Source organism: Agrobacterium sp. OT33 (genome assembly GCF_017313365.1).
Taxonomy (GTDB): Bacteria; Pseudomonadota; Alphaproteobacteria; order Rhizobiales; family Rhizobiaceae; genus Agrobacterium; species Agrobacterium rhizogenes_A.
On record NZ_JAFLMZ010000014.1, the window covers coordinates 1 to 20,868 of the forward strand.

Below are 20,868 nucleotides of genomic sequence, written 5' to 3' on the forward strand. Positions count from 1 at the left end.
ATCTCGCCTATGCCCATCACGCTGCCGAGGTTGCGCGCGCGCAATTTGGCGACGAGCTTGCGCCGGCGGACGATGTTTTGCCCAAGGTGCACATGGGCGATGCTGATATCGAGGCGCGCATCAAAGCCATTAACGACCAATTTGATGCGTCCCGCCCGAAGCGACTGCGGGTCCGGATCAAAAGTTACATGAAGGACAGGGTGTCCATCGCTGTTTCCGATGCGAGAAGCCCGGCACGGAAAAAGCTCATGCACCTCAATACGAGAGGCGGGGCCGGGGTCGAAATCATCGAAGCCATCAAAGGTGTCATGAAAGAAGCGGTCGCGACCGTCTACGATCAAAATATCTGGCTTTGGTTCAGCTCGGAGTATGTAAACGAACTGCTCGACCCGCAGACCTTTGATATCGACCAAGGTTTCAACGTCCTGGTTATTGTGCCCGAGGAGCGGTTACGATCACATGCGGAACAACGAACGGAAGCGATCGATTATGCGCGGCACGAAGAGCAAACCATATAGATGCAAAATCGAAAAGCAGCACTGGCGGCCCACTGTCATGGCATCGTTTGCTCTTCCGCTCCTGATATCAGTCTCGATGGCAGCGGAACCATCCGATCACGACAAGGCCAGATTACAGAAAGCCGTCCTCGGCTGCTTTATGGTTCCTGCCGGCGCGACAACCTCCGCCATCATCGAAGCACATTTCGAAGATGGGAAACTGAAAGGCGTGCCGAAAATCGTGTCGAAAGGAGATGGGCCACTCAATGAGGCTTTCGCACAAGCGGGTGTTCGTGCGATCCTGAAATGCGAAGCAAAGATCGCCGTCCTTCCAATCGAGGGCGACGTACGCTTCAACTTCACGGCTGAGACAGCAGGCCCGCGAGAAGGAAGCGAAAAAGATTGAAAACTTCCTGAACGAACGCCGAATATCGGATTGAAGGCAAATTCCGATTGGTTTGTCAGATGTTTTCTACATCGACAGGAGACCAGCTCATGGCAAATGAACGAGCCAGCATCGAAGAAATACGCGGGTTTTACGCGCGGTTGATGGTAGAAGCGAGCAGGTCGTCCGACCCGCGGCTCGAAAGGGCTTTCGAGGTCGTCCCCCGCGAAGCTTTCTTCCCGCCTGGTCCCTGGAAAGTCATGATCAACCTCCGGTATTTCGATACGCCGAGTGCTGATCCCGTTTACCTCTACCATAACGTCCTGGTGGCGCTTGATGCAGACAAAGGAATCAACAACGGGGAGCCTTCGCTTCATGCGACCTGGCTCGGAGCAGTTGCACCGCAACGCGGAGAAGCGGTCACGCATATCGGTGCGGGAACGGGATACTACTCAGCGATCCTGTCGATGCTTGTGTTACCAACAGGTACAGTAACAGCCTTCGAAATCGACAAGAGCTTGGCTGAAAAAGCTCGACTTAATCTTGAACCTTTCGAGGGAGTAAGCGTGATCAACGCTGACGCGACCCAAAAGCGGCTCCTTAAATCCGATGTGATCTATGTGAATGCTGGAGTGGCAGCACCTCCAATTGACTGGCTACGAGCATTCAAGCCCGGCGGTCGGATGATCTTTCCGTGGCGACCGAGCGAGGAAGTTGCCCTGACGCTGTTGGTTCGGGCCGACAGCGGCGGCTTCAGTGCCAAACCGTTGATGCCGGCATGGTTTATTCCATGCGTGGGCGCTTCAAGAGAGGTTGCTCCTTCCAGAGTGCCGGCCAATTTCGACGAGGCGCGGACTATACAGTCTATCTGGAGAAAGGCTGACCGCTTCCCCGACCAAAGTGCAATTGCCATCTATCCGGACGTCTGGTTTCCCTCAGACCCCACTACGCCCACAGCAATCGAGTCAGGCAAGTGACACGCGCGACACCTTTTCCGTCTATTTTTCTGCTCGGTAACGACGTAAAATATGCTTCGGTTGTTCCCATTATCTCATCGACTTGAGTTGATATTGATAACGGCGGACGAACCTACCTGAACAAAAGAATACTCGACCGCATCTCGTTTCCACCAGGCTGTCGTATTTTCGATCGCGTCATTCTTGTCCAGATTATCCGGTGCACCAAGCCTCTCCGATAACGCACCCAGGAAACCGGCAGGTCTTGGCGTGGAATATGCGCATGCTTTGTGTCCGTTCGGACCAGTAGCAAGCCAAAAAGACAATGACTCGACTCCGCCGGCCTTCTCTTGCCGCCAGCCCACAACGTCCACCGAACCGCCATTGTAGGCGACGAAACTACGACGCCATTCCTCTGTTTCCGCATCGGTCAGCCGCGGCCAGCCAAGTTCGTCACCCTTGATCATCGCGGTCTGCACGGTGGGCGCTTCACAGATGGTGAGAAGACGCTCCGCCGTCATATCCGCCGGCATCGCCGTGGCCACCCCGAAACTCAAAAATGCAGCGCAGAAGCTGCCAATGGTCAATATCTCAAGATACCGAAGCGGACTTGCTCGCTCTGCGCTCCTCATTTTCTTCTCCGGTTCGTCATCGTCCATGGGATCAGACCGCCGCGTCCGAAAGTAAACGTTGCGGGATGGATGCAGCCAGTTGAGGATCATGCCCCGGCGTTCACACCGGGCGCAACAGGCTTCCTGTCGTTCGCAAACGCTCCTCCAGCAGTTCCATGAGCTGCTCCTCGCGAATACGACCCTGCCCCAGACCGAGCTTCATGACCAACTCGCGCCAACCATATGTCGGCTGTATCTGGGGTGCGCCATAGGCATCAGCAAACCACGCGAGAGCGACTGCGTACCCGTAGCCGTATTCCATGTCGACCGAGCCGCCGACAGATACCCAGATATCGGCACCGATAAAAATCGGCGTCCTGAAATCACCACCGATCACCATCGACGAGTCTTCCCTGGACGCGAAAACCCAATCCCTGACGATAGCATCTCCGGTAACGAAGAGAATGCTGGCCCAGTCATTATCGATGCTGCCGCAGTTAAGATCGCCAAAGACAACGAGGGTAACGTGTCCATCGCCCCCCTCAATCTGTGTTGAGACTTTGCCGCTGACATGCAGGTTTCCGTCGATCACAGTGATCCATGAAGACGGGACGAAATCCCCGTCAATCTCCAGATCACCGCGATGAATGCATGCGTCCGCGGTTTCGTTTTGGGGCCCGCCGGGAACCAGCTGAAACCTCAACAGGGCCTCGGCCACGGCGGGGTCGGAAAGTTCTTTCGACCTGTCGGTTACAAATTCCTGCCACTCTGCTGACGTTACACTGTTCAAGGACGTCCATGCTCCTCATTTCGCTGAATACACCTGAACGGCAGAATGCCACCGGATTTGACCTGAAACGGACACTAGGAGGCTGGTGTCAACATGTCCAGAAAGGATGGTTTGCTCACGGCGGCTTCCCGGGTTACCCCGATGGAAGCGAACTATTCAGAGAGGAAACAATGCTTAAAAGATTTCTGCCGGTTTTGCGCCTGCTTTCCGTCGTCATCGCACTCCTTGGCGCGGACGGCATTCCCGCTTTTGCAGAATCTCGTTATGTCGCCGCAGGCACAGCGGAACAACCTGCCAATTTGGGGGAGGTCAAGGGTGTCATGACCTTCAGGGGACAAACCGGCGAAGGGTCGATGAAAGACGCCTGGTTTGCCTTCACGCTTCCGAACGCTGCCCGCGTCAGGATCGCAGTCGACCAACCGGACGTCACATTCGATCTTCGTCTGGTTGGCAGTCGAGGTGGCGATGGCGTTCTGATCAGTACCGCCTTCTCCCGTGACGCCAGCATTGAGTACGAAGTGGATGCGGGAACGTACCTGCTGCGTACCTATGCGGACACCCCCTCAAGCTACACCGCCACGCTGAAGGCAAACTGACATAAACCGTCGACCCGCCAGTGACATCGTCAGCGGCGGGAACGACTAGAGGGGACCATCTGTGCTTCTGGATAAACGACTATCAGACCAGGAACATACCACCGTTTAAACTCGAAGCGTCAAAATTTTCAAGAACAACGCCCGCGTACCATACGTCGTACCCATCTTCTGGATTGTCGGTGTAGCTTGTCAGAGCAAAACGCACGACGGCGTTATTTCCCTGCTGCCAACTTAATTTTTCAAATTGCACCAGGGTATCAATCACAGCCTGATACGAACCGTCAGGAACATCCAATCTGGCCTCGGCGAGATCAAAAAATTGCGAGAAATCGAGCTTATCACCTTCTCCCGGATTGAAGTCCTTCACTACGGAGTAGTTAAAATATTCGGGAGCATTAAAGTCGTACTCGTCCATATGCACGAAGAAGGCTGGAAACCAGCCAATCGTAGGTGAATTGAGATACGATTCAATTTTGAAAATATCCGCTCCAGCGCCACCCGTCGCCGTATCCAGCCGATCATTAAAAACGAAGGTGTCGTCACCACCTTCGCCATCGAAGTGATTTTCTTCACCTTGTACGCCGCGGAAACTGTCAGCAAATTTACTACCGACAATTAGTGATATGCCGTTATACACGTCACCTTCGGCATCGCCCGTATTTTGTGACATATCGTCGAGGTTGATGTTTACGGATGCCGAGGCGATATAAGAAACGGTATCATAACCACCTGCCCCATTGTAGATGTCAGCACCCTCGCCTCCGATGAACAAGTCATCAGCTGAGGTGCCAGTAATTACATCGTCTCCGTCCCCTCCAATCATCACAACACCGTTTTGGTAATAGCTGTACCAGAATGGATTATCGGGAACCGTCAGTATATCGTCTTCGGCGCTGCCATAGACTACGGGCCTATCATTATAGAGAAAGGCGGTAATCCCATCTTGGAACGCTTCAGTTGCCAATGATGTCATTGCAGATGGAAGGTCCAATATACTCGGACTGTTGGCCTGCCACGCCGCCACATTTCCCAAATCCGCTAAATAGTCGCTCTCAGTGTAGGTCGTAGCAGCCTGCCCCGGTCCCGTAAAATTGATGTTGACCGTCCGACCGATGGACGAGGGATCAATCACAGATTCAAGATATATGTTGCCCAATATCGTGAGAGGGTTGCTGGACACAAAATCGAAATTCTCCTGAACAGCTTCATTCGGGACTATTCGATAATTTTCAATGGTGCGAGTGCCGTCAGCGGCGACGCGGAAAACAACATCGTCATCCAGCTTGAAGGCCTGTGATCCAAAAACAAAAGTACGCTCTGCCCAATCATTTGTGGCGTCAGCGTATTCGTATGCCTGGAAATTTATCCCATAGGAGGACAACCCGAGTATTCCGGCCAATTGCGCCTTACTGTATATGCCTTCAGCTAAAGTATTGCCCGAATTGAAAAATGCTTGCACGAGGGCCGACTGTGCTCCCGTTGCAAACCGGCCTGCACCTGTTGTCATAAATTGTGCAGTGTCCAAATCTACAGTTTCGCCCACTTCATTGGAGCGATTGGCCCATGTGTTTTGGAGGAGGTCGCTCGGCGTGCCTGTTTGGCCGAAGAGATAAAGATTGAGTACGCTTGATGTCACTGGAAGCATTTCTACACTCCTTGTGGTGCAATCATCAATAAGTAAACACTAATACAACTATATGGTGATTTTATCACTGTCAAACGTTAGATGCGAGGTCGCCCCATGAAGCTTGGAACTGTCACATCATACGAATTGAAATGGGCTTTCGCCTTATGCGCAGTGCCCGTTGCAATCTGCTTATGGGTTGCGATTAGTATCGAGAATTCCGCCGCGTTCTGGCAAACAACCGCCGTCCCGATCCTCGGATATGCAATCATATCGTTTGCCGGTATCGGCCCCCTCATATCAGTGATTGCGATTTGGGGACGCAACCCAATCATCCAATCGGTCTTCATCGCTTACTACATCGTTCTTCTCGGGGTTGCAGACCTCCAACCGAAGCCATTGGAAGACGCTTCATTCGGCGATCAATTCGTCAATGTTTTTCGAGCGGCGTATTACGGCTTGCTGGTTCTCTTTTTGTTGGCTCTCCTCGTAGCTATCGTAAGAAGGAGGAGAAATAGGAGCGCGATGAAGTCGATCGTTCTCGCTGTGTTTATTGTCCTATCATCTGCGCTCGCGCTCGCATTGCCACAGGTGCTTTAATCCCGGAGGATTTGGGCAGGCGGGCCATCTCAGCTTCACGCCACCGGCGTATCCCCCGGACGACCGTCCGAGAATGAACGTTGTACTTTCGAGCGACTTCCCGAACGGATGCGCCGGCATTCAGAACAGCACTGATTTCCCTGCATTGTCCCTCGGTAAGCGCAGGACGCCGCCCGGGCAATTTACCTCGTGCTCTCGCAGCCGCAATGCCGGCGATGGTTCGCTCTCGGATCAGCGACTTCTCGAATTCGGCAAGCGCGGCGAGGATATGGAATATCAACTGACCGCCCGCCGACGACGTATCTATGCTTTCAGTCAGGGACACGAAGCCGACTCCACGGCGTTTCAGAGTTTCGACCATGGAAATCAGATGGGTGATCGACCTTCCGAGACGATCAAGCCTCCAGACGACCAGAATATCGCCGCGTCGAAGCGCCTTCAGCATCAAAGTCAGGCCGCCCCTCTTTGCTGGAGGCTTCCCGAGACGCCGTGGTCTTCGAATATACGTTCGCACCCCGCCAGACGAAGGGCGTTTCTCTGCAAATCAAGATGCTGGTCAACCGTTGAAACGCGCGCGTAACCGATGCTTGTCATGTCGCCGATGAAACCTTCAATTTCACACATTCCAGATCACGATTTGACAGAAACGAACGGTTTCGCGGGAGGGGCATTCAGTCTTGAATTCAACAATGAGAGGCAATCACGCGTAGAACGACACCCCCCGGTCCGTCGTGACAAAACCGTTCGTTTTTGTCTTCTCGGGCGTGTTCTCCGTGAAATCACGCTCTTCGTTCGACGAACTTATGCGCCGGCTGACTGACACTTGGCTGGAGAATGCTGGTAAGCTTATAGGAGCCGAAACGCTCTGCCGCTCGGTGCAAGGCATTCTCGGGATCAACATGGTTCTGGTCACCGTCGATATGCAGGCGAAGGTGCCGATGGATTGGCGACTGGACTTCATATCGAAATACATGATTCCCACCAGTCTGCTTGATGGCGAAAAATTGCAGCAGACGCAGGCCGTGCGTGATTTTCCCGATATTACGGCAATCATCGACACTGTGACGAAGGCCTTCGAGACTGCCGCTTTCGGCGGTCGTCCCTCTATCGGTAAGGTTGACCAACGCATACGGAATGTGAGGGTCATCGGGGACTACATTATCCTTCCCGATCCCATGGGAGCGTGGTGCGTCGCCCTTGCAGAAATTCATTCCCTTTCGGCGATCGGACGAAATATCCGATATGACGATACCGACCTGTCGATTATTCAGCTTCTACGAGAGGGACTTTCAGCTCGCGATATCGCCCAAAGAATCGAGTTATCGCCGCGGACGATCGAACATCGCATAGAACGCATGAAAAAGCGGGCGGGCGTGAAGGGGACGCCCTCGCTGTTGTTTATGAATATGTGACGTCAGTTGACTATACTGATCATCTTTCACGGGCAAAATGACATGTTCGCTGTATTGAACGGCACGCCAATATATTGGATGGTGCAGGTCTCATCACCGCGATTTGCCTGATCCTCAAGGTTTTTCGACGCAATCTAATCATCGCGATCGTGGATTTGCTGAACACGATCCGCGAGTAGATGGGTTGATCTACCTTGCAGGAAAGAGTGGGCGACTAACCGTAACCCCAGGCTGATCCAAAAGACTGCCTCCGCGTTTCAAAAGCTTGGGAAGTGAGCCTGATCTCAGATTTGTCGAATCTTATAGACGAATACCCCAGTCTCTACGCGATCGTGCGTGCTCACAGGAGCAAATCCATAGTTTTTGACCAAACGAACTCCATGTTTCGTCATCGGCCTGGCGAAAGCTTTGAGGCAATCCTTGTTCATAAGAAAAAGTTTGAGCTGCTCAACAGCGGCTGCCGCGCCCTTGGTGTTGGCACCGGCGATGCTGCCAATGTAAACTGAGCTCCCCTTGGCGAAGCGCTTAGCAAAGTTGTCCAAATCGACTGTTCCAGAGAGAAGGTTACGCTCCTGCACCTGCGTCACCCCCTTGTTAGTCAGCGGGACTACGCAGAAGTATCCGATGACAGCTTGGGTCTTGACGTCAACAATTTTCCTGAAGCAATCCTTGTTGTGATTGTAGAGCGCTTGGGTTTGAGCGAGATCGGACACATCGCCAACCTTTTCAGTAGCGAGTCTGTGAATTACGGGCAGATCGGAGAAAGCACATTTCGATACAGTTGTGTTACGAAGACTTGTACCCCAAATTCGTTGGAGACGCTCAAACACCGAAATGATTAGATGCACCACGAGCGACAACACCATCAGCCCTGTGACAGCGAGCATCGCTAGGGGGATCAGAAACGTATAGGGGGCGACAGACGGATAGTTTTGGGCCAGCTTGTCGTCAACGCCATATGCGGAAACCAAGAAAGCAAGCAAGGCAAAAAAGACCGCTGTCCCGGTCTTTAAATAGTCTCTCATCAAAAAGCCCCCGAAATTCAATTTTAGGGGCTACTATGCAATCATAAGCCGAAATGCAAGGCGAATAAAACCACCTCAACAGTCATTTAGATAATACGATTGGCTCTGGCGAGAAAGTAGTTTGCCACGCAGAGAACCGGAATGAGACTCGACGTTACGACAATGGCGATTTTCACCAACTCCATCTTCGCTCCCTTCGTTTTCATCCACTCACTGGTCACCGTGACCATAAACATATATTACCATCATTCGTTGCAAGCGCCAAGCACCATACTTTTAAAAACAGATGCCTCAAGTGACCGTAACCCGTGTTGATATACAGATCACAACCTGTCAATGCAATGCACTGGGCCGAATGCAGGCCACACAATCACAACATCGTCTATATGGCGCATGCGATTAACAGGCAATGAATGGACTGAAATTGCGGCACTTCCACGACGCAGAGCTATGGACTGTACAAGGCGGCAGCCCTGTTTCGGCGATCGAGCTGGGTAGCGTCGTAAATCGCAAATATCTGTGAATGCTGGGTTCGGCGGATGATCGCTATTCAGTGGCTGAATACTCAAGTTGCAGAGCTACAAGATCAGCAGTTTCTTGACCGTATCGCTCCGCAATTTTTACAAGTGTCACACCGAGAGACGATGCCAAAATATCTGCCTCGTACCAAGATGATCGGCCATCGCCCACGTCCTTCGTCTTATTTGGCACGAGCATGAGACCATGCCGGGAAATGATAAAGTTTTCTCTGGACGTAGCTATGGCTTGCGAACGGTATGTTCTCGACCAAGCGTCGGCGCTGAGCGCAAGTGCGATTTCGTCAAAACCATTTGTAACGGGAATAGATAGGGTCTCGTGTTCCCAAAATGAGAGATAGTTTGCGATAACGAGTCCAATGCGCCGTGCCGTCAGATGAAATGGTGCGGAGTCGTGGGTCGCGTCCCAGTCGACAAATCCAAACTGGTTTGCCGTTGTTTTCGCTTTCGCATGTCCCGCTATTGCCTCAACCAGCGCCAAGCTTGCCGGGATAGATGCAGTAACGCCGGTGGTGGTCATGACGTTGTGGTCTACAATATATCGCTGGTCTCGGACCCAGCGGGTCTGCGGGAACTTTCCTGCCATTTTGTCGAATGCGTACCAGTGTGTTGTCGCGTTTCGTCCTTCCAACAGACCTGCCCGCGCGGCTATCCATGCGCCTTCGCATATAGCGCTAACGAAAGCCCCTTTTTTCGCTTGCTCCAGCACCCACCTAATGACGACTTCGCTCCTGTTGTCATGCATCGCCGGCACAATTACAAGATCGGCTCCTTCAGGGTGAGTTTTGTCGAATGCTTTCATCGTTATATCCGGCTCAATGGCGAGAGCAGGCATAAGACTGACCGTGCCAGCTTTGGACGAAACGATAACGACATCGGCGACATTCGCGGCTTTTAAGATGCCGTAGGGCACGACAAGGTCTGTCGTCTCCGTACCTGAGTTGTCCGCAACAATGGCAACAAGTGGCCGGAGGTGTCCCGGCTTTAATGGAGGCAGTTGAATTGGATCGGCTGCCGCAGCACTCGCATGCGTCGATAGGATCATGAGCAAAAAAAGGAAGGCTTTCCCAAAAATTTGGCGCATAGTTTAACCCAGAACAGCGGAACTTCCGCCAATCTATCCCTACGAAGTGCCTGGCGAAAATGTCAAACTTATCGCATATTCCGCCAATGCAGACACATAAGGAAACAGTCAGGCGCATTGCCATGATCGGCTACGAAGGGGCGCAAGCCCTTGATGTAGTGGGTCCCATGGAGGTGTTCGCGACAGCTAATCTTTACAAACCGGCGCACATCCCACGTTACGAGCTTATCCTGGCGTCCCCGATAGGCGGGTTGATCAACTGTAGTTCGGCTGGAGGTATTCGCCTGGGAGATGCCGTCGCACTGGAAGCTCTGCCTGAAGATATTGATACGATCATTATTTCGGGGGGAAGCGAAGGTGGGCTGCGGAATGTTATATTCGAGACCGATCTGATTACATGGCTAACATCGCGCGCCCGGAGCGTCCGTCGTCTGGCCAGCGTGTGCACCGGAGCTTTCGTACTTGCGGCGGGTGGCTTTCTCGATGGAAAACGTGCGACAACGCATTGGAACTCAGTGGATTTGCTCAAAAAATTACGGCCTCAGATCGAGGTGGAGCGAGATGCGATTTTTGTGTCCGAACCGCCAGTATACACCTCCGCCGGGATTACAGCAGGGGTCGATTTGTGCCTTGCCTTTGTAGAGGACGACTGCGGTGCGCAAACAGCACTATCCGTATCGCGGCAACTGGTTCTGTTTATGCGCAGGCCAGGGGGGCAAGCTCAATTCAACCCGGGACTCGCAACAGCGCTTACAGCGACGCCGCGCCTGCGTAATCTACTCAATGAAATTCTGACGGACCCAACCGGTGACCTGACCGGTCCCTCACTTGCGCTGCGGGCTGGCATGACCGAACGGACCTTCTCACGCTCGTTTAAAAAGGAAACCGGTACGACACCAGCCCGGTTCGTCGAAGATGCCCGGATCGACCGAGCAAAAATGCTGCTCGAGACCGCTGATTGGCCATTGGCTCGCATCGCTGAGCGTTCTGGCTTTGGAAGCCTCCACGCGTTACACCGCGTATTTCAAAAACGGCTAGGAATTACGCCAGGCTTTTATCGGGATCGCTTTGGGATGAAGTGACCTTGCGTGATCAGTCTTCACAGCGAAGATTTAGGGACACGGCCTATTTCAAAGTGAGAGGGGTTTGAAGCGGCCACCGATTGTCGGCAATGTAATCCAATATTTTTGCTGGAGTGGGGACGATGACGAGATAGGTGGCTTTGCTAGTTGGGCTTCGATAATCTCTATCGGTCCCCGCTACGCCTCGATCAAGGACCAGCGAACCTCCGTCGTCCATTTGATCAAGGCATTGAGAGGTCGCCAAACTCTATCATTAGTTCAGCGGAGCTGATGATTATCAGAAACGCACATTCCTCGCATAAAACTCCCACCGGCTCGCCATCGCGGTCCGACAGCGAATAAACTCCTCCGCTCGGCATCTCGGTCAGCGTCCGGCTTCCATCTCCGTGTGAATCCTCTGCTCATTGTAGCCGTCGCCAAGGCAAACTGCATTTGCAAATGCTGGATGTTTTCCATCAGCGTCTCAATAGCAGCCCGGCTGTCACCGTCGTGCCATGCAATGATGTGATCCACCGGATCGGCTTCCGGCTCTCGTCTTTCTGGGCGCCATTGTCTGGGGAACGGCTATTCAGAATGCCCCCTTGCGTATCGATTAGGATTATTCTCAATCCCAGCCATGATAGCGAAAACGCTGTGAGTGAGGCCTCGTGGCGGAGTGGCTATGCAGAGGACTGCAAATCCCCTGCGTTGCTGACATTAGTCGCCCCAGCTGATAAACTTGAGTATGGAATTCCCATTCATCTTGTAGCCGACAACATTGCATCCGTCGTTCTGGCGGATAGGTGCCGCGCCCTTCAGGATCAACGTGTGCCATCCTTTCTGGCGACCGGAAACCTTGTATGGAACAGGATCGCAGCCGCGTTTGAAGACATACGCCGTCCCTTTGATAACCGCATCGTCGTCGTACGGGTCCCATGGCCTAGTGGCCTCAAAGAGCAATGCACCGGACTTGACCATTCCGGAAATGGATTTCTTCGGGTCGCGATAGACGATGGTTCCTGCGTTGGGATCGATGACCACGGCAGAGCCGTTGTGATCGAAGACGCTGCGATCCCCAATCGCCGCTTGTGCATCATCTTCGGCGGTAGAAGATGACATCGTGTCTTTCGCCGAGCCGCCGAGAACAGGTTTGCTGGCAAAATGCTGATCAAGCGGCTGGGGGCCGCAATTCGATAACATCGTGCCCGACGAATACAGCTGGTCGTCACTCTGAAGAGTCAGGTAAAAGAAATAGTTTCCATAGGGGTCCTGGGCTACAGGACCCCCGAACCCCTTGTCGTATATGGCGTCAACCTCCCGACTGTATGACTCGCCACTTCCCTCGATCGAGAACGTGATCTGGATCGTCTTCGGTGATTTCGTATCGTCGATCTTGAGATGACAGGTCCGGCCCCTGCCGCAGTCGCGCGACCAGCGCCCACGGAATTCCTCGCGGCTGGCCGCCGCCGATACGATGCTCGCCGATGCGGTAACGAAAACCAATGCCATGGATGCCGCAACAAGCGGCTTCATGAAATAGAACCTCATTTATGTCATGTCCTGCGATCGTTCTTCTATAAGCGGGTAGAACGGGACCGCTCGGCCCGCCCCTGTCGGTCGATCCATCGCTTGCCGTTAGAGTTCCGGAGCGGGAGCCGCCTTACTCGTACTTTTTGTCTTGGCCGCATCGATCCTCTTCCTCGCATCGTGATTGTCGGCATCGAAATCCTGAGCCAGGTCGAGGTAGTTGATCATGGCCATATCGAGCCCCGTCGCGAGGCCAGTCTGGTTGCCTTTGACGGAAAACTCGATGTAAAGGCCGCAGAAATCCATCGCTTTCTTGGCTTTTCCGGCGGTGTGCTCGTCCAGCCCTACAGGGAAGTCGCTCTTCCTGATGCAGCCCAGCGAGGAATCGAGTTTCTCGGCATGGGCACCAACAGAGGTGAACTTCCACGCGGCCCAGACACTGCTGTCGTCCTTGCTCAGATATGACGGCTCGCCATATTTCTTCACGGCAGCGGCATAGACCGATTCCATAGAAGGACGTGCTGACGGTTTGAATTGCAATTGTCGACGCGTAGCGAACAACTTGTTGCCGCTTCCCAATCCCGTGAACGCAAACTCGTAACGCTCATGCTCCATGTCATCGGGATTTGTCAGATCATTATAAAGCGTTCGACCGTTGGCGACCCATTCCGAGCCCTCAGGAAGGCTCCATTTCGTGAACAGGTGCTGTCCTTCGGGTCGCAGCTCCTGATACCGGGCGAGAACCTGATCGGCGTTCATGCCCAGTTTCATGCCGTTGATGTCGAATTCCGTGGCCTGTGCCGTTACGATTGCCGTGCAAAGCAATACGGCCGATATGATGCAGATTTTCAATTAAGTCTCCGGGATTTTATGAATTGGGAGCTTCGGGCTATTGAAATCAGCGGCTGCGTCCAGACCAGACCTGCCACGCACCGCCGACCAAGAGCAGGCTGAGGGCGAATGCACCGCTTGCCACGGAGAGGCCACCCATCGACGAGAACTGCCGGGCATTCGCAGAGCCGAGCATCTGTGTCATCTGCCTGTTCGCATTGCTCATCTCGTTCATGCCGTTCAGCAACATCGCGATGCTGTACAAGGCTATACCGCCGGCGATCACCAATCCGACGATTTCGATGATGCGAACATAGGGCTCTGCGCCTGGGGCGCAAAGCGTGCGACAAGTCCGGCCAGAAATACGAGCGGCGGAAGATATGCAATGCCGCCGAGAAGATGCGGCGAAACAAGCGTCAGGCCACCACTGAAACCCATCGCCTTGATATTGATGACCGGCAGCGCGATCGCGGCGACCGTGAGCACCGCCAATACTGCCGAAAGTACAACTTTGTCCCTGCTTGCGGACGTAATCGGGTTTTCATGCGTATATGTCAAAGCCAGCCCCTATGTAGATAATACGATGGGGCCGAAATCGCCCCGTGACTGACAATCGGGGAACTGTCTTACCTGTGGGAGAATTTCAGAGGGGGAGTTTACCCTGCCGTGGAATTCAAGACCTCGTTTCTCGGCACATCGTCAACATGACGCTGAAAGACCAGGGTAAAAATACCCTGCGCAAGATCATTGAAACCCACTATTGGCAGACATCAATTTCTGGATTTCATATTTCGACGATGGCCGAAGAGACACCTTCCAGTGCGGTTACGCGCACGATGATAGACAACTGGCTCCAAACCAGCTCCGAAGATGCCGCCAAGCCGGAGGTCGTTTACAACTACATCCTCGCCCATCTTTCGATAAAGATGCGGTTAATCCTGTTTACGGTGAGAAGCGACGATCCGGAGAAACGGCATATGAAAGCCATCAGGCATTCCCGGTTCACGTCTCATATTCTGAACATCAAAGATTTTCGCCGACTGTTATGTCGAGGATTTTAAAAACAAGGTGTCGCGGATATGGCGTCTCTCTGAAGGCGGCCCAGCGTGCCGAGGGGTTCCCATGCGATCTTATGGAAAGCTTCTGAGGGACGTTTCTTCTAATTGCAATCGAAGGCTTTAGTACGCTTGCTTGTTCTCGCGTCCTATTCGATAGTCGTGCTCCACTTCTGCAAGACAAACGCGAGTTCTCGCGAGAGGAAGGGGAGGCTTTGGGGCGGGGGCGCAATTGCCATTCTACATTAGAAAATCGGTTTCGGCGGGTCCATTCCGCTTCAATTTCTCCAAGTCTGGGGTTGGCGTCTCTGTTGGCGTGAAAGGCCTGCGGATAGGAACCGGTCCCCGCGGACACTACATTCATGCTGGTCGCGGCGGCCTCTACTATCGGGCAACGCTTGATAACGCTGGAGGCAGTCGGCAATCTTCGGTTTTGCCACACCAACAAACATTGCCAAAGGTTACTTTCGACAACGGTGATGTCGAAATGATCGAGATCGATTCCGGCGATGTTATGCACATGCGTGACACTTCTTTTTCGGAGCTCCTTGACGAGATAAACTCGAAGGCGCGGCAAACGCGCATGTCTGTGGCTTTTTCTTTGGCCGCTCTAGCAATAGGTGCGGTGGTGGGCCTCGCGACGGGCGGACCTGGATTGCTAATTTGCGCTGTGGCGCTACCAGCAGGGGCAATCGGCAACTGGCTGGATTCATATCGCAGGACAACCGTACTCTACTATGACCTCGAAGGTGACGCGGAAACAGCCTACGGGCGGCTGACAGAAGGGTATGACGGCCTGAACGGGTGTGCCGCCAAATGGCATATCGAGGCCGGAGGCGCTATCCAAAGTCTCACAGCCTGGAAGCGCAATGCGGGAGCTTCCCACCTCGTAAACAGGAAATCGACCGCGCTCGCTTATACCCTCCCGTCGGTTATCAAGAGCAACGTAACTCCTCCTGCTCTGCATGTGGGCAGGCAGGTCATGTTTTTCATGCCCGATATTGTGCTTGTGCAGGACGGCAGTCGGGTAGGTGCCGTTAGCTACGCCGACTTGAACGTGCGTTGGCAGGACTCCATGTTCATCGAGACCGAGCGCGTCCCAAATGACGCCAGGATCGTAGATCACACTTGGAAGCACCCGAACAAGAGCGGCGGTCCCGACAGGCGCTTCAAAGACAACAGGCAGATTCCAATCTGCCTGTATGAAACAATGCACCTCACGAGCAACAGTGGCGTCAACGAACTCGTGGAGTTTTCCAGGACCGGGGTGGTGGCCGCTTTTGTGGATGGATGCAGGATGCTCGCCGCACTGCCTCGGGAACGGAAACCTACGGTTGCGTTGCCACCAGCGCTTGCGAACGATGCCGTGGAGGTCACTCCCGTCAACGAGGCGAAGAGGAAAGGCAGTTTCCTCAAGGGGGCGTTGTTAACAGTGCTTGCGCTTATGGTCGGAATTCCGACCTTTGCCCTCTTTTTCGGCACCCGTCACAAGGAGGCGGATGCTGGATTGCCACTTAATTTGGTTGCAGAGATATCCGAAACGCTGGCCGTAGCAAAAAAGGATGCGGACCGTCCAAATGACATCGAAGAACGCACGCCTCAAGTGACGACAATCGCCGAAACCGAACCGCTTCAATTGGGGCCGATGATTAATGACAAAGCACAGCCAGTCACAATTCGCCACACCAAGACCGGCGCAAACCTGCGCGAGGGACCCGGCACTAAATTCGCTGTGATTATCATTGTCCCCAAGGGCGGGCAGGTCTCCGTATTGGAAACTAAAGGTGGATGGAGCCGTGTCCGGGTAGATGCAAATACGTCTGGCTGGATGGCAAACTCAACGATCTTGGGAGATTGATCGTAGACGGCGGCGGAACAGCCGGTTATCCGAAGAAGCCAACGTGTCCGCTATTTCTGTTTCCGGTAAACCGCGTGTTGCGGTACGGCTCCGCGCGCTAACCCTCAAAGGGATTTGACCGTCATCGACATCGAAACCGATGCTGCCAATGTTGTTGTCAACGCCTGGCGACGGCTTGCCCTGGTGGCACCGTTCGAGAATGCGTTTAGCATTGTGAAGTGCAAACGGTGCCGGTAGCGCACTCAATCTTTGCGCATCGATCATCTTCTCTAGCTGCAGGATAGCCCGTTCCAATGGGCTAACGGTAGTTGGTGTGGGTCGCGGGAAATATCGAGCATGACCCGAGTTGATTGACATCATGTCACCTCATCGGTTGTTGTTATCGCCGGGTATAGCGGCAAAGATGACAAATACGCGGCATGGAACCCGGCGATCCAGCCTGTGGTAAATGAAAGCTTGCCGTCGTCTCGATTTGAAAAAGGCGGCAGAGTTGGGGCCGAGAGCTGATGGCAGCTTTTTCTCACTGGGCGGAAGGAGAGGACGATCGTTCGGCTAGCCAAAAGGTCACAAATTCTCCGTCGAGGCACCCGTTGATCATCTTATGTAGGACCGCCCGTGATCGTTGGTGCGGCATCCGTCCGCCCAGAAATCAGCGTAACAACCGGGCGCTCGAGCGTCTGATTTATTCGAACGGCTGGACCATTTCCCAGCCGCCGGGGGGCGTTGAGTGCCACTTGCAGGCGTCCCGGCTTGGTCAGAATTCGAAAAAGGGCATCATCTGCGTCAAGGTCGTTGATCTTGATAAACTCTTCATAACGTTCCGACAGCGAGGCCGCCACCAAGCTAGGCGGCGGCACTTCTTCGCCATTCCAGTCCCCAGCCGGGCACAAGATAGCGTCTAGTTCAAAGAAGTTCTTCCGGAGATGGCTGAGCCGCTGATTGTGAATGACCTTCTTAGCGGCCGCTGTGGCACCGGCAACCTTGAGTTCCAATTGCTCTGCAACGTCCTTAGCGAAGGCAAGGTTAACGCCACTAACGGTCGGCGTGGTTCCTTTAAAATGCATGTCGTTGACAACCGAAAGGTGATTGTAGAACATGTAGAGCGGCACCCAAGGATAAGGCGAACTCTCCAGCGTCCTGAATTGATATGGGGCCGTGGAATTGGGCCTATGCAGCAAATGTTCGTAGGAGCGGTGCTGAACCTTCCTCTTTCGCTTCCCATCCATCTCCGCATTCAGACGCTTTGCCTGCAATCGGACATGCACCTCTTCCGCGTCCGCGACGTGCCAGAACCGGAGGTCAATGTCCCCGCCTGTCACCGCCTCGGGAGGATATTCGATCACGAGGTTAGGTCCGGCGAAGGCAGCAAGAGCCCCGGTGAGAATGTCGGTCATCGTCTCTTCCCGAAAACGCCCCTTCTTGAGCTTACTCTCCCGATCCAGAAGCCCACCGATCAGTAACGGTAATTTCGTTGCGAGGTCGCACATCGTTGCTGGCATCTAATCCCCATCATCTTACAATAAAGCGGCCGTCAGAATCCCGACCTAAGCCATATCAACTCCTTCGTCACGAGCCCATCTTTGACCTCGATGCCCTCGATCGCAAACACCTCGGCCCCTCGAGATTGAACCGCCATTCATCAAAAGCCTCCGATCTTCCCACTTGATGCGGTCGTGTCGCCTGCCCTAAGTCATAGGCAAACTTCGTAACAGCTTCAAGCAGTTGGCGATCACGTCGTAGGGGCGGTCTTCGGCGTATGAGTTTCCACGCTGGCGTAATGAACAAGCGGAGGCTCTTTGAGATGGCTGCCCACGGGCGGTATGGCCGGTAGGATGTTGCAACTCTTCAGGCAGATTCCATAAGGCATTTGCTGCGTCCATTGTGCGCTTCTGTTCGACCTTACATCAATCAGGTGTTACGGGTCGAGCGTCTGCCTTGGATCAAAACAGCCGAATTCAGTTGCGCCATTTCCCGCTGATTGACGGCATCTGTTGCTTATGGCAGGACAGCTACGCCGAACCGTCGGCCAGAAATTCCTACGTAGGGGGATATCATGAGGCAGATACTTTTGCTGAGGCAAACCGAACTCTAAGCGCATAAGCGCAAGTTCATCCTTTCGCTTGTGCGCCACGCCCGAACTTTCATCGAGCATTGGAGCACTTATGCGAGCTATCGCGACCACGCCGGCTCTCGGCGAAGAGGTCTTTGACGTGAATTCCGAGATCGGCGGGACATTCACGGTCTCCATCATAGAAGATATTGGTGACGGAACCGTTATAGTCCGTATTCTGTATGGTGAGGTCAAGGAAGACGGTTGGAAATCTTTCGGTCTTTTTGACGGAAATCTTTTCAAAACCCGGAGAGAGCGCCTTACCAATCGGCGCATTTTACGTTGACGTCCTGTGGCCATCCCCGCAACATCGAGGGATGGCCAATTCCAGACCACGTACCATCATCGACTCTCTTCATTTACTCAAGGCAGTTGTCAAACCCGGTGTGGCAGCTTTCCATATTGCGCGTAGGATTTGACGCGATAGCATGCATCTGAAAGCGAACGGGGACAGAGGTCGTGTTTCAGCGTATTCTATTGGTAGCGGTTACGGCATCCATCGCTTGTGCCGGGGTCTCACATGCGGACATCACCCTTGAGCGTGTTCCAATTGACGGCTCTTCGCCTGTTCTCCTCCTGAAGGGTGAGTTCACCACATCGGACAATCCTGACCAACTTACACGTGAAGTCGCCGCAAGCGGTGCCAAACTGATCACCTTCAACAGCAACGGCGGCAATGTTGCAACGGCGATGGCGTATGGGAGGATGATCCGGTCGCTCGGACTATCCACGCTTCAGCTTCGTTCTGCCGAATGCGCTTCTGCCTGCGCACTCGCTTTCGTGGGAGGTGTAAACCGACAGGCGGAGCCCGGCGCGATCGGAGTGCACCAGTCTTCTTTCTCCCCGGAATCCAGTCTCGAAGGGCATATCGCGGTCGCAGCCGTTCAGGCACTAACCGCCCAGATCATGACGTATCTGGTCGAAATGGATGTCGATCCCAAACTGCTTCAACTAAGCCTATCCGTTCCCAGTGACGATATGCGGTATCTTACGGCTAGCGAGATGCAGAACTATAAAGTCACTTGGGGCAGCTTAGCCGATCTGACCGAATCCGCTTCAACGGCCAAGGTCGCTCCAAAAGCTGCGCCTGAGGCCCCACTCGCCACCGAGGCTCCTCCACCAACAACTGAGGAAAAAGCATCGTCCTTCGTCACGGCATACTATGACGCCTGGTCTCGTAGGAATGTGGAGGCGCTCGCCTTTATGGAAAAGGCGTATGCCGATACGGTCGATTTCTATGGGAAAACGACGCCGAAGGTTTCCGTGATTGACGAAAAACGGAACTTCGCGAATAGGTGGCCAGTCCGTGCGTACAGCGTGAAGGCAGGTTCGATGAAGGTAACCTGCGCGGAAACCTGCAAGGTTGACGGAATCGTTGACTGGTACACAAAACGCGATGTCGGGAACCGGATTTCATCCGGCTCCGCCGAATTTTCTCTGGTTTGGGACCAGAGGGCTGGTGTGATCCTTTCCGAAACGAGCAAGGTTATCCAGACGGACAAAGACGTCTCTCAACCTGTACGTTTGATAGCCCAGTGGGCGGACCAGAATGCTGCCTGCCGCGGCGGCAGCGGTGACTTGCCGGAAACAAATGTGGCCTGTGAACGACGCGAAGCCATTGGCGACAAGCTGGAGGCTGTAGGATGGTGTTATGGCCGTGAGGGGGAATACGGCTATCAAATGCGCTGGCACGCCTGTGAAGCAACCTCCTATAAACAGGAAAATGCGGTAGGGGCTGCTTTGAACTCGGCGTTCAAGCGGCCGGACTTTTCCAGCTACCCTACCCAAGGTCGTTTCTCGGGAAAGACCGTCATGCCGGACTTCAGGGGACGCGATCGCGAATTCAACAGTTTCAGGACCCGGATTCGCGACGGTATACGGCAAGGACCAAATTTCGCTGGCCGCTATACCCTTATCCAGATCGGGTGTGGCACAGGGTGCTCATTCGTTATCGCCGCCAACAATCAAACGGGTCGCCCGGGCTCATTCCCTCGTGGCGGGGAAGAGCACATGTATCTGAGTTTGGACTTTCGCCGCGATAGCCGACTGGTCGCTGCCCAATGGTTGAACTACGACACCAAAACCTGCGTCGTCGAGTTCTTTGATTTTGATCGAGACACATGGAAGCCGGTTGCTACAACCAACGTCGGCAACGACGAAGCGTGTTATCGGACGATTGCAGAAAACCTCCGCTGAGTGCGATGCGATGGCATCATCTTTCAGGGAACCGATCGCTGGCTACAGCTTCGGTATCGATCATAGGTTTCCGGCAATGCGCAGGCACTAATCCGCTAACTCCGGACTGTTCAC

The 20,868-nt window shown here is 53.8% G+C and carries 20 protein-coding genes and 3 pseudogenes; 12 read left to right on the top strand and 11 right to left on the bottom strand.

Going from position 1 to position 20,868, the window contains the following annotated elements; genetic code table 11:
* From JZX88_RS25195 to JZX88_RS25205, 3 genes and pseudogenes are all read left to right on the top strand, one after another.
* Positions 1 to 518 (top strand): annotated as a pseudogene (locus JZX88_RS25195) (hypothetical protein); the annotation flags it as partial.
* Between the two features lie 37 nt (positions 519 to 555).
* Positions 556 to 903 carry a hypothetical protein gene (locus tag JZX88_RS25200; protein ID WP_206915115.1) on the top strand — a complete coding sequence of 116 codons (348 nt, stop codon included), beginning with the start codon at positions 556 to 558 and terminating at the stop codon, positions 901 to 903.
* 89 nt (positions 904 to 992) lie between these two features.
* Positions 993 to 1,859 carry a protein-L-isoaspartate O-methyltransferase gene (locus tag JZX88_RS25205; RefSeq protein ID WP_206915116.1) on the top strand — a complete coding sequence of 289 codons (867 nt, stop codon included), beginning with the start codon at positions 993 to 995 and terminating at the stop codon, positions 1,857 to 1,859.
* 74 nt (positions 1,860 to 1,933) lie between these two features.
* Here the strand turns inward: JZX88_RS25205 and JZX88_RS25210 are convergent, their stop codons facing one another.
* Both JZX88_RS25210 and JZX88_RS25215 read right to left on the bottom strand, forming a co-directional pair.
* Positions 1,934 to 2,497: a hypothetical protein gene (locus JZX88_RS25210; RefSeq protein ID WP_206915117.1), complete on the bottom strand. Its 564-nt coding sequence runs from the start codon at positions 2,495 to 2,497 to the stop codon at positions 1,934 to 1,936.
* Positions 2,498 to 2,570: 73 nt separating this feature from the next.
* On the bottom strand, positions 2,571 to 3,239 hold the full coding sequence (locus JZX88_RS25215) for a hypothetical protein (protein ID WP_206915118.1): 669 nt from the start codon (positions 3,237 to 3,239) through the stop codon (positions 2,571 to 2,573).
* Positions 3,240 to 3,247: 8 nt separating this feature from the next.
* Here JZX88_RS25215 and JZX88_RS25220 point away from each other — a divergent pair, with 8 nt between their 5' ends.
* Positions 3,248 to 3,835: a PPC domain-containing protein gene (locus JZX88_RS25220; protein WP_206915119.1), complete on the top strand. Its 588-nt coding sequence runs from the start codon at positions 3,248 to 3,250 to the stop codon at positions 3,833 to 3,835.
* A gap of 82 nt (positions 3,836 to 3,917) precedes the next feature.
* On the opposite strand, the gene JZX88_RS25225 is transcribed toward JZX88_RS25220, so the two are convergent.
* Complete coding sequence (locus JZX88_RS25225) at positions 3,918 to 5,480, bottom strand: hypothetical protein (RefSeq protein WP_206915120.1); 1,563 nt, start codon at positions 5,478 to 5,480, stop codon at positions 3,918 to 3,920.
* 96 nt (positions 5,481 to 5,576) lie between these two features.
* Between JZX88_RS25225 and JZX88_RS25230 the strand changes: the two genes are divergently transcribed.
* The gene (locus tag JZX88_RS25230) at positions 5,577 to 6,059 is read left to right on the top strand and encodes a hypothetical protein (protein ID WP_206915121.1); all 483 of its coding nucleotides are present in this window, start codon (positions 5,577 to 5,579) and stop codon (positions 6,057 to 6,059) included.
* Here the strand turns inward: JZX88_RS25230 and JZX88_RS25235 are convergent.
* Positions 6,010 to 6,653 (bottom strand): annotated as a pseudogene (locus tag JZX88_RS25235) (recombinase family protein). The gene JZX88_RS25230 and the pseudogene JZX88_RS25235 sit on opposite strands and share 50 nt — an antisense overlap.
* Positions 6,654 to 6,790: 137 nt before the next feature.
* Here JZX88_RS25235 and JZX88_RS26485 point away from each other — a divergent pair.
* Positions 6,791 to 7,471, top strand: coding sequence for a winged helix-turn-helix transcriptional regulator (locus JZX88_RS26485; RefSeq protein ID WP_206915122.1), 681 nt, complete (start codon positions 6,791 to 6,793; stop codon positions 7,469 to 7,471).
* A gap of 284 nt (positions 7,472 to 7,755) precedes the next feature.
* On the opposite strand, the gene JZX88_RS25245 is transcribed toward JZX88_RS26485, so the two are convergent.
* Positions 7,756 to 8,496, bottom strand: coding sequence for a hypothetical protein (locus JZX88_RS25245; RefSeq protein ID WP_206915123.1), 741 nt, complete (start codon positions 8,494 to 8,496; stop codon positions 7,756 to 7,758).
* Positions 8,497 to 9,042: 546 nt separating this feature from the next.
* Entirely contained in the window at positions 9,043 to 10,116 is a 1,074-nt protein-coding gene (locus JZX88_RS25250; RefSeq protein WP_206915124.1) for a DJ-1/PfpI family protein, read from the bottom strand.
* Between the two features lie 122 nt (positions 10,117 to 10,238).
* On the opposite strand from JZX88_RS25250, the gene JZX88_RS25255 reads away from it, so the two are divergent.
* Positions 10,239 to 11,198 (top strand): GlxA family transcriptional regulator, encoded by a 960-nt coding sequence (locus tag JZX88_RS25255; protein ID WP_246753557.1) that lies wholly within the window; start codon positions 10,239 to 10,241, stop codon positions 11,196 to 11,198.
* A gap of 696 nt (positions 11,199 to 11,894) precedes the next feature.
* Here the strand turns inward: JZX88_RS25255 and JZX88_RS25260 are convergent.
* From JZX88_RS25260 to JZX88_RS25275, 4 genes are all read right to left on the bottom strand, one after another.
* The gene (locus JZX88_RS25260) at positions 11,895 to 12,725 is read right to left on the bottom strand and encodes a hypothetical protein (protein ID WP_206915125.1); all 831 of its coding nucleotides are present in this window, start codon (positions 12,723 to 12,725) and stop codon (positions 11,895 to 11,897) included.
* A gap of 87 nt (positions 12,726 to 12,812) precedes the next feature.
* Positions 12,813 to 13,556 (bottom strand): hypothetical protein, encoded by a 744-nt coding sequence (locus tag JZX88_RS25265; protein WP_206915126.1) that lies wholly within the window; start codon positions 13,554 to 13,556, stop codon positions 12,813 to 12,815.
* 46 nt (positions 13,557 to 13,602) lie between these two features.
* The gene (locus JZX88_RS25270; RefSeq protein ID WP_206915127.1) at positions 13,603 to 13,800 is read right to left on the bottom strand and encodes a hypothetical protein; all 198 of its coding nucleotides are present in this window, start codon (positions 13,798 to 13,800) and stop codon (positions 13,603 to 13,605) included.
* Positions 13,801 to 13,817: 17 nt separating this feature from the next.
* A complete protein-coding gene (locus tag JZX88_RS25275; RefSeq protein WP_206915128.1) occupies positions 13,818 to 14,093 on the bottom strand; it encodes a hypothetical protein in 276 nt (91 codons plus the stop codon).
* Between the two features lie 146 nt (positions 14,094 to 14,239).
* On the opposite strand from JZX88_RS25275, the gene JZX88_RS25280 reads away from it, so the two are divergent.
* The 3 genes and pseudogenes from JZX88_RS25280 to JZX88_RS25285 all read left to right on the top strand — a co-directional run bounded on the left by JZX88_RS25280 (position 14,240) and on the right by JZX88_RS25285 (position 16,448).
* Positions 14,240 to 14,596, top strand: coding sequence for a hypothetical protein (locus tag JZX88_RS25280; protein ID WP_206915129.1), 357 nt, complete (start codon positions 14,240 to 14,242; stop codon positions 14,594 to 14,596).
* Positions 14,597 to 14,822: 226 nt separating this feature from the next.
* A pseudogene (locus tag JZX88_RS26260) lies at positions 14,823 to 14,969 on the top strand (DUF4236 domain-containing protein); the annotation flags it as partial.
* 108 nt (positions 14,970 to 15,077) lie between these two features.
* On the top strand, positions 15,078 to 16,448 hold the full coding sequence (locus JZX88_RS25285; protein WP_246753559.1) for an SH3 domain-containing protein: 1,371 nt from the start codon (positions 15,078 to 15,080) through the stop codon (positions 16,446 to 16,448).
* A 599-nt stretch (positions 16,449 to 17,047) separates the two neighbouring features.
* Here JZX88_RS25285 and JZX88_RS25290 read toward each other — a convergent pair.
* The gene (locus JZX88_RS25290; protein WP_371741268.1) at positions 17,048 to 17,947 is read right to left on the bottom strand and encodes a DUF6615 family protein; all 900 of its coding nucleotides are present in this window, start codon (positions 17,945 to 17,947) and stop codon (positions 17,048 to 17,050) included.
* 663 nt (positions 17,948 to 18,610) lie between these two features.
* Here JZX88_RS25290 and JZX88_RS25295 point away from each other — a divergent pair.
* A complete protein-coding gene (locus JZX88_RS25295) occupies positions 18,611 to 18,844 on the top strand; it encodes a hypothetical protein (RefSeq protein WP_206915132.1) in 234 nt (77 codons plus the stop codon).
* Between the two features lie 173 nt (positions 18,845 to 19,017).
* A complete protein-coding gene (locus JZX88_RS25300; protein ID WP_206915133.1) occupies positions 19,018 to 20,754 on the top strand; it encodes a hypothetical protein in 1,737 nt (578 codons plus the stop codon).
* Positions 20,755 to 20,868: the final 114 nt, after the last annotated feature.

Coding starts and splice junctions, on each gene's coding strand:
- JZX88_RS25200 (WP_206915115.1), top strand. CDS start 556: ATGGCATCGTTTGCTCTTCCGCTCCTGATATCAGTCTCGATGGCAGCG.
- JZX88_RS25205 (WP_206915116.1), top strand. CDS start 993: ATGGCAAATGAACGAGCCAGCATCGAAGAAATACGCGGGTTTTACGCG.
- JZX88_RS25210 (WP_206915117.1), bottom strand. CDS start 2,497: ATGGACGATGACGAACCGGAGAAGAAAATGAGGAGCGCAGAGCGAGCA.
- JZX88_RS25220 (WP_206915119.1), top strand. CDS start 3,248: ATGCTCCTCATTTCGCTGAATACACCTGAACGGCAGAATGCCACCGGA.
- JZX88_RS25225 (WP_206915120.1), bottom strand. CDS start 5,480: ATGCTTCCAGTGACATCAAGCGTACTCAATCTTTATCTCTTCGGCCAA.
- JZX88_RS25230 (WP_206915121.1), top strand. CDS start 5,577: ATGAAGCTTGGAACTGTCACATCATACGAATTGAAATGGGCTTTCGCC.
- JZX88_RS25245 (WP_206915123.1), bottom strand. CDS start 8,496: ATGAGAGACTATTTAAAGACCGGGACAGCGGTCTTTTTTGCCTTGCTT.
- JZX88_RS25250 (WP_206915124.1), bottom strand. CDS start 10,116: ATGCGCCAAATTTTTGGGAAAGCCTTCCTTTTTTTGCTCATGATCCTA.
- JZX88_RS25255 (WP_246753557.1), top strand. CDS start 10,239: ATGATCGGCTACGAAGGGGCGCAAGCCCTTGATGTAGTGGGTCCCATG.
- JZX88_RS25260 (WP_206915125.1), bottom strand. CDS start 12,725: ATGAGGTTCTATTTCATGAAGCCGCTTGTTGCGGCATCCATGGCATTG.
- JZX88_RS25280 (WP_206915129.1), top strand. CDS start 14,240: ATGACGCTGAAAGACCAGGGTAAAAATACCCTGCGCAAGATCATTGAA.
- JZX88_RS25285 (WP_246753559.1), top strand. CDS start 15,078: ATGATCGAGATCGATTCCGGCGATGTTATGCACATGCGTGACACTTCT.
- JZX88_RS25290 (WP_371741268.1), bottom strand. CDS start 17,947: ATGCCAGCAACGATGTGCGACCTCGCAACGAAATTACCGTTACTGATC.
- JZX88_RS25295 (WP_206915132.1), top strand. CDS start 18,611: ATGCGAGCTATCGCGACCACGCCGGCTCTCGGCGAAGAGGTCTTTGAC.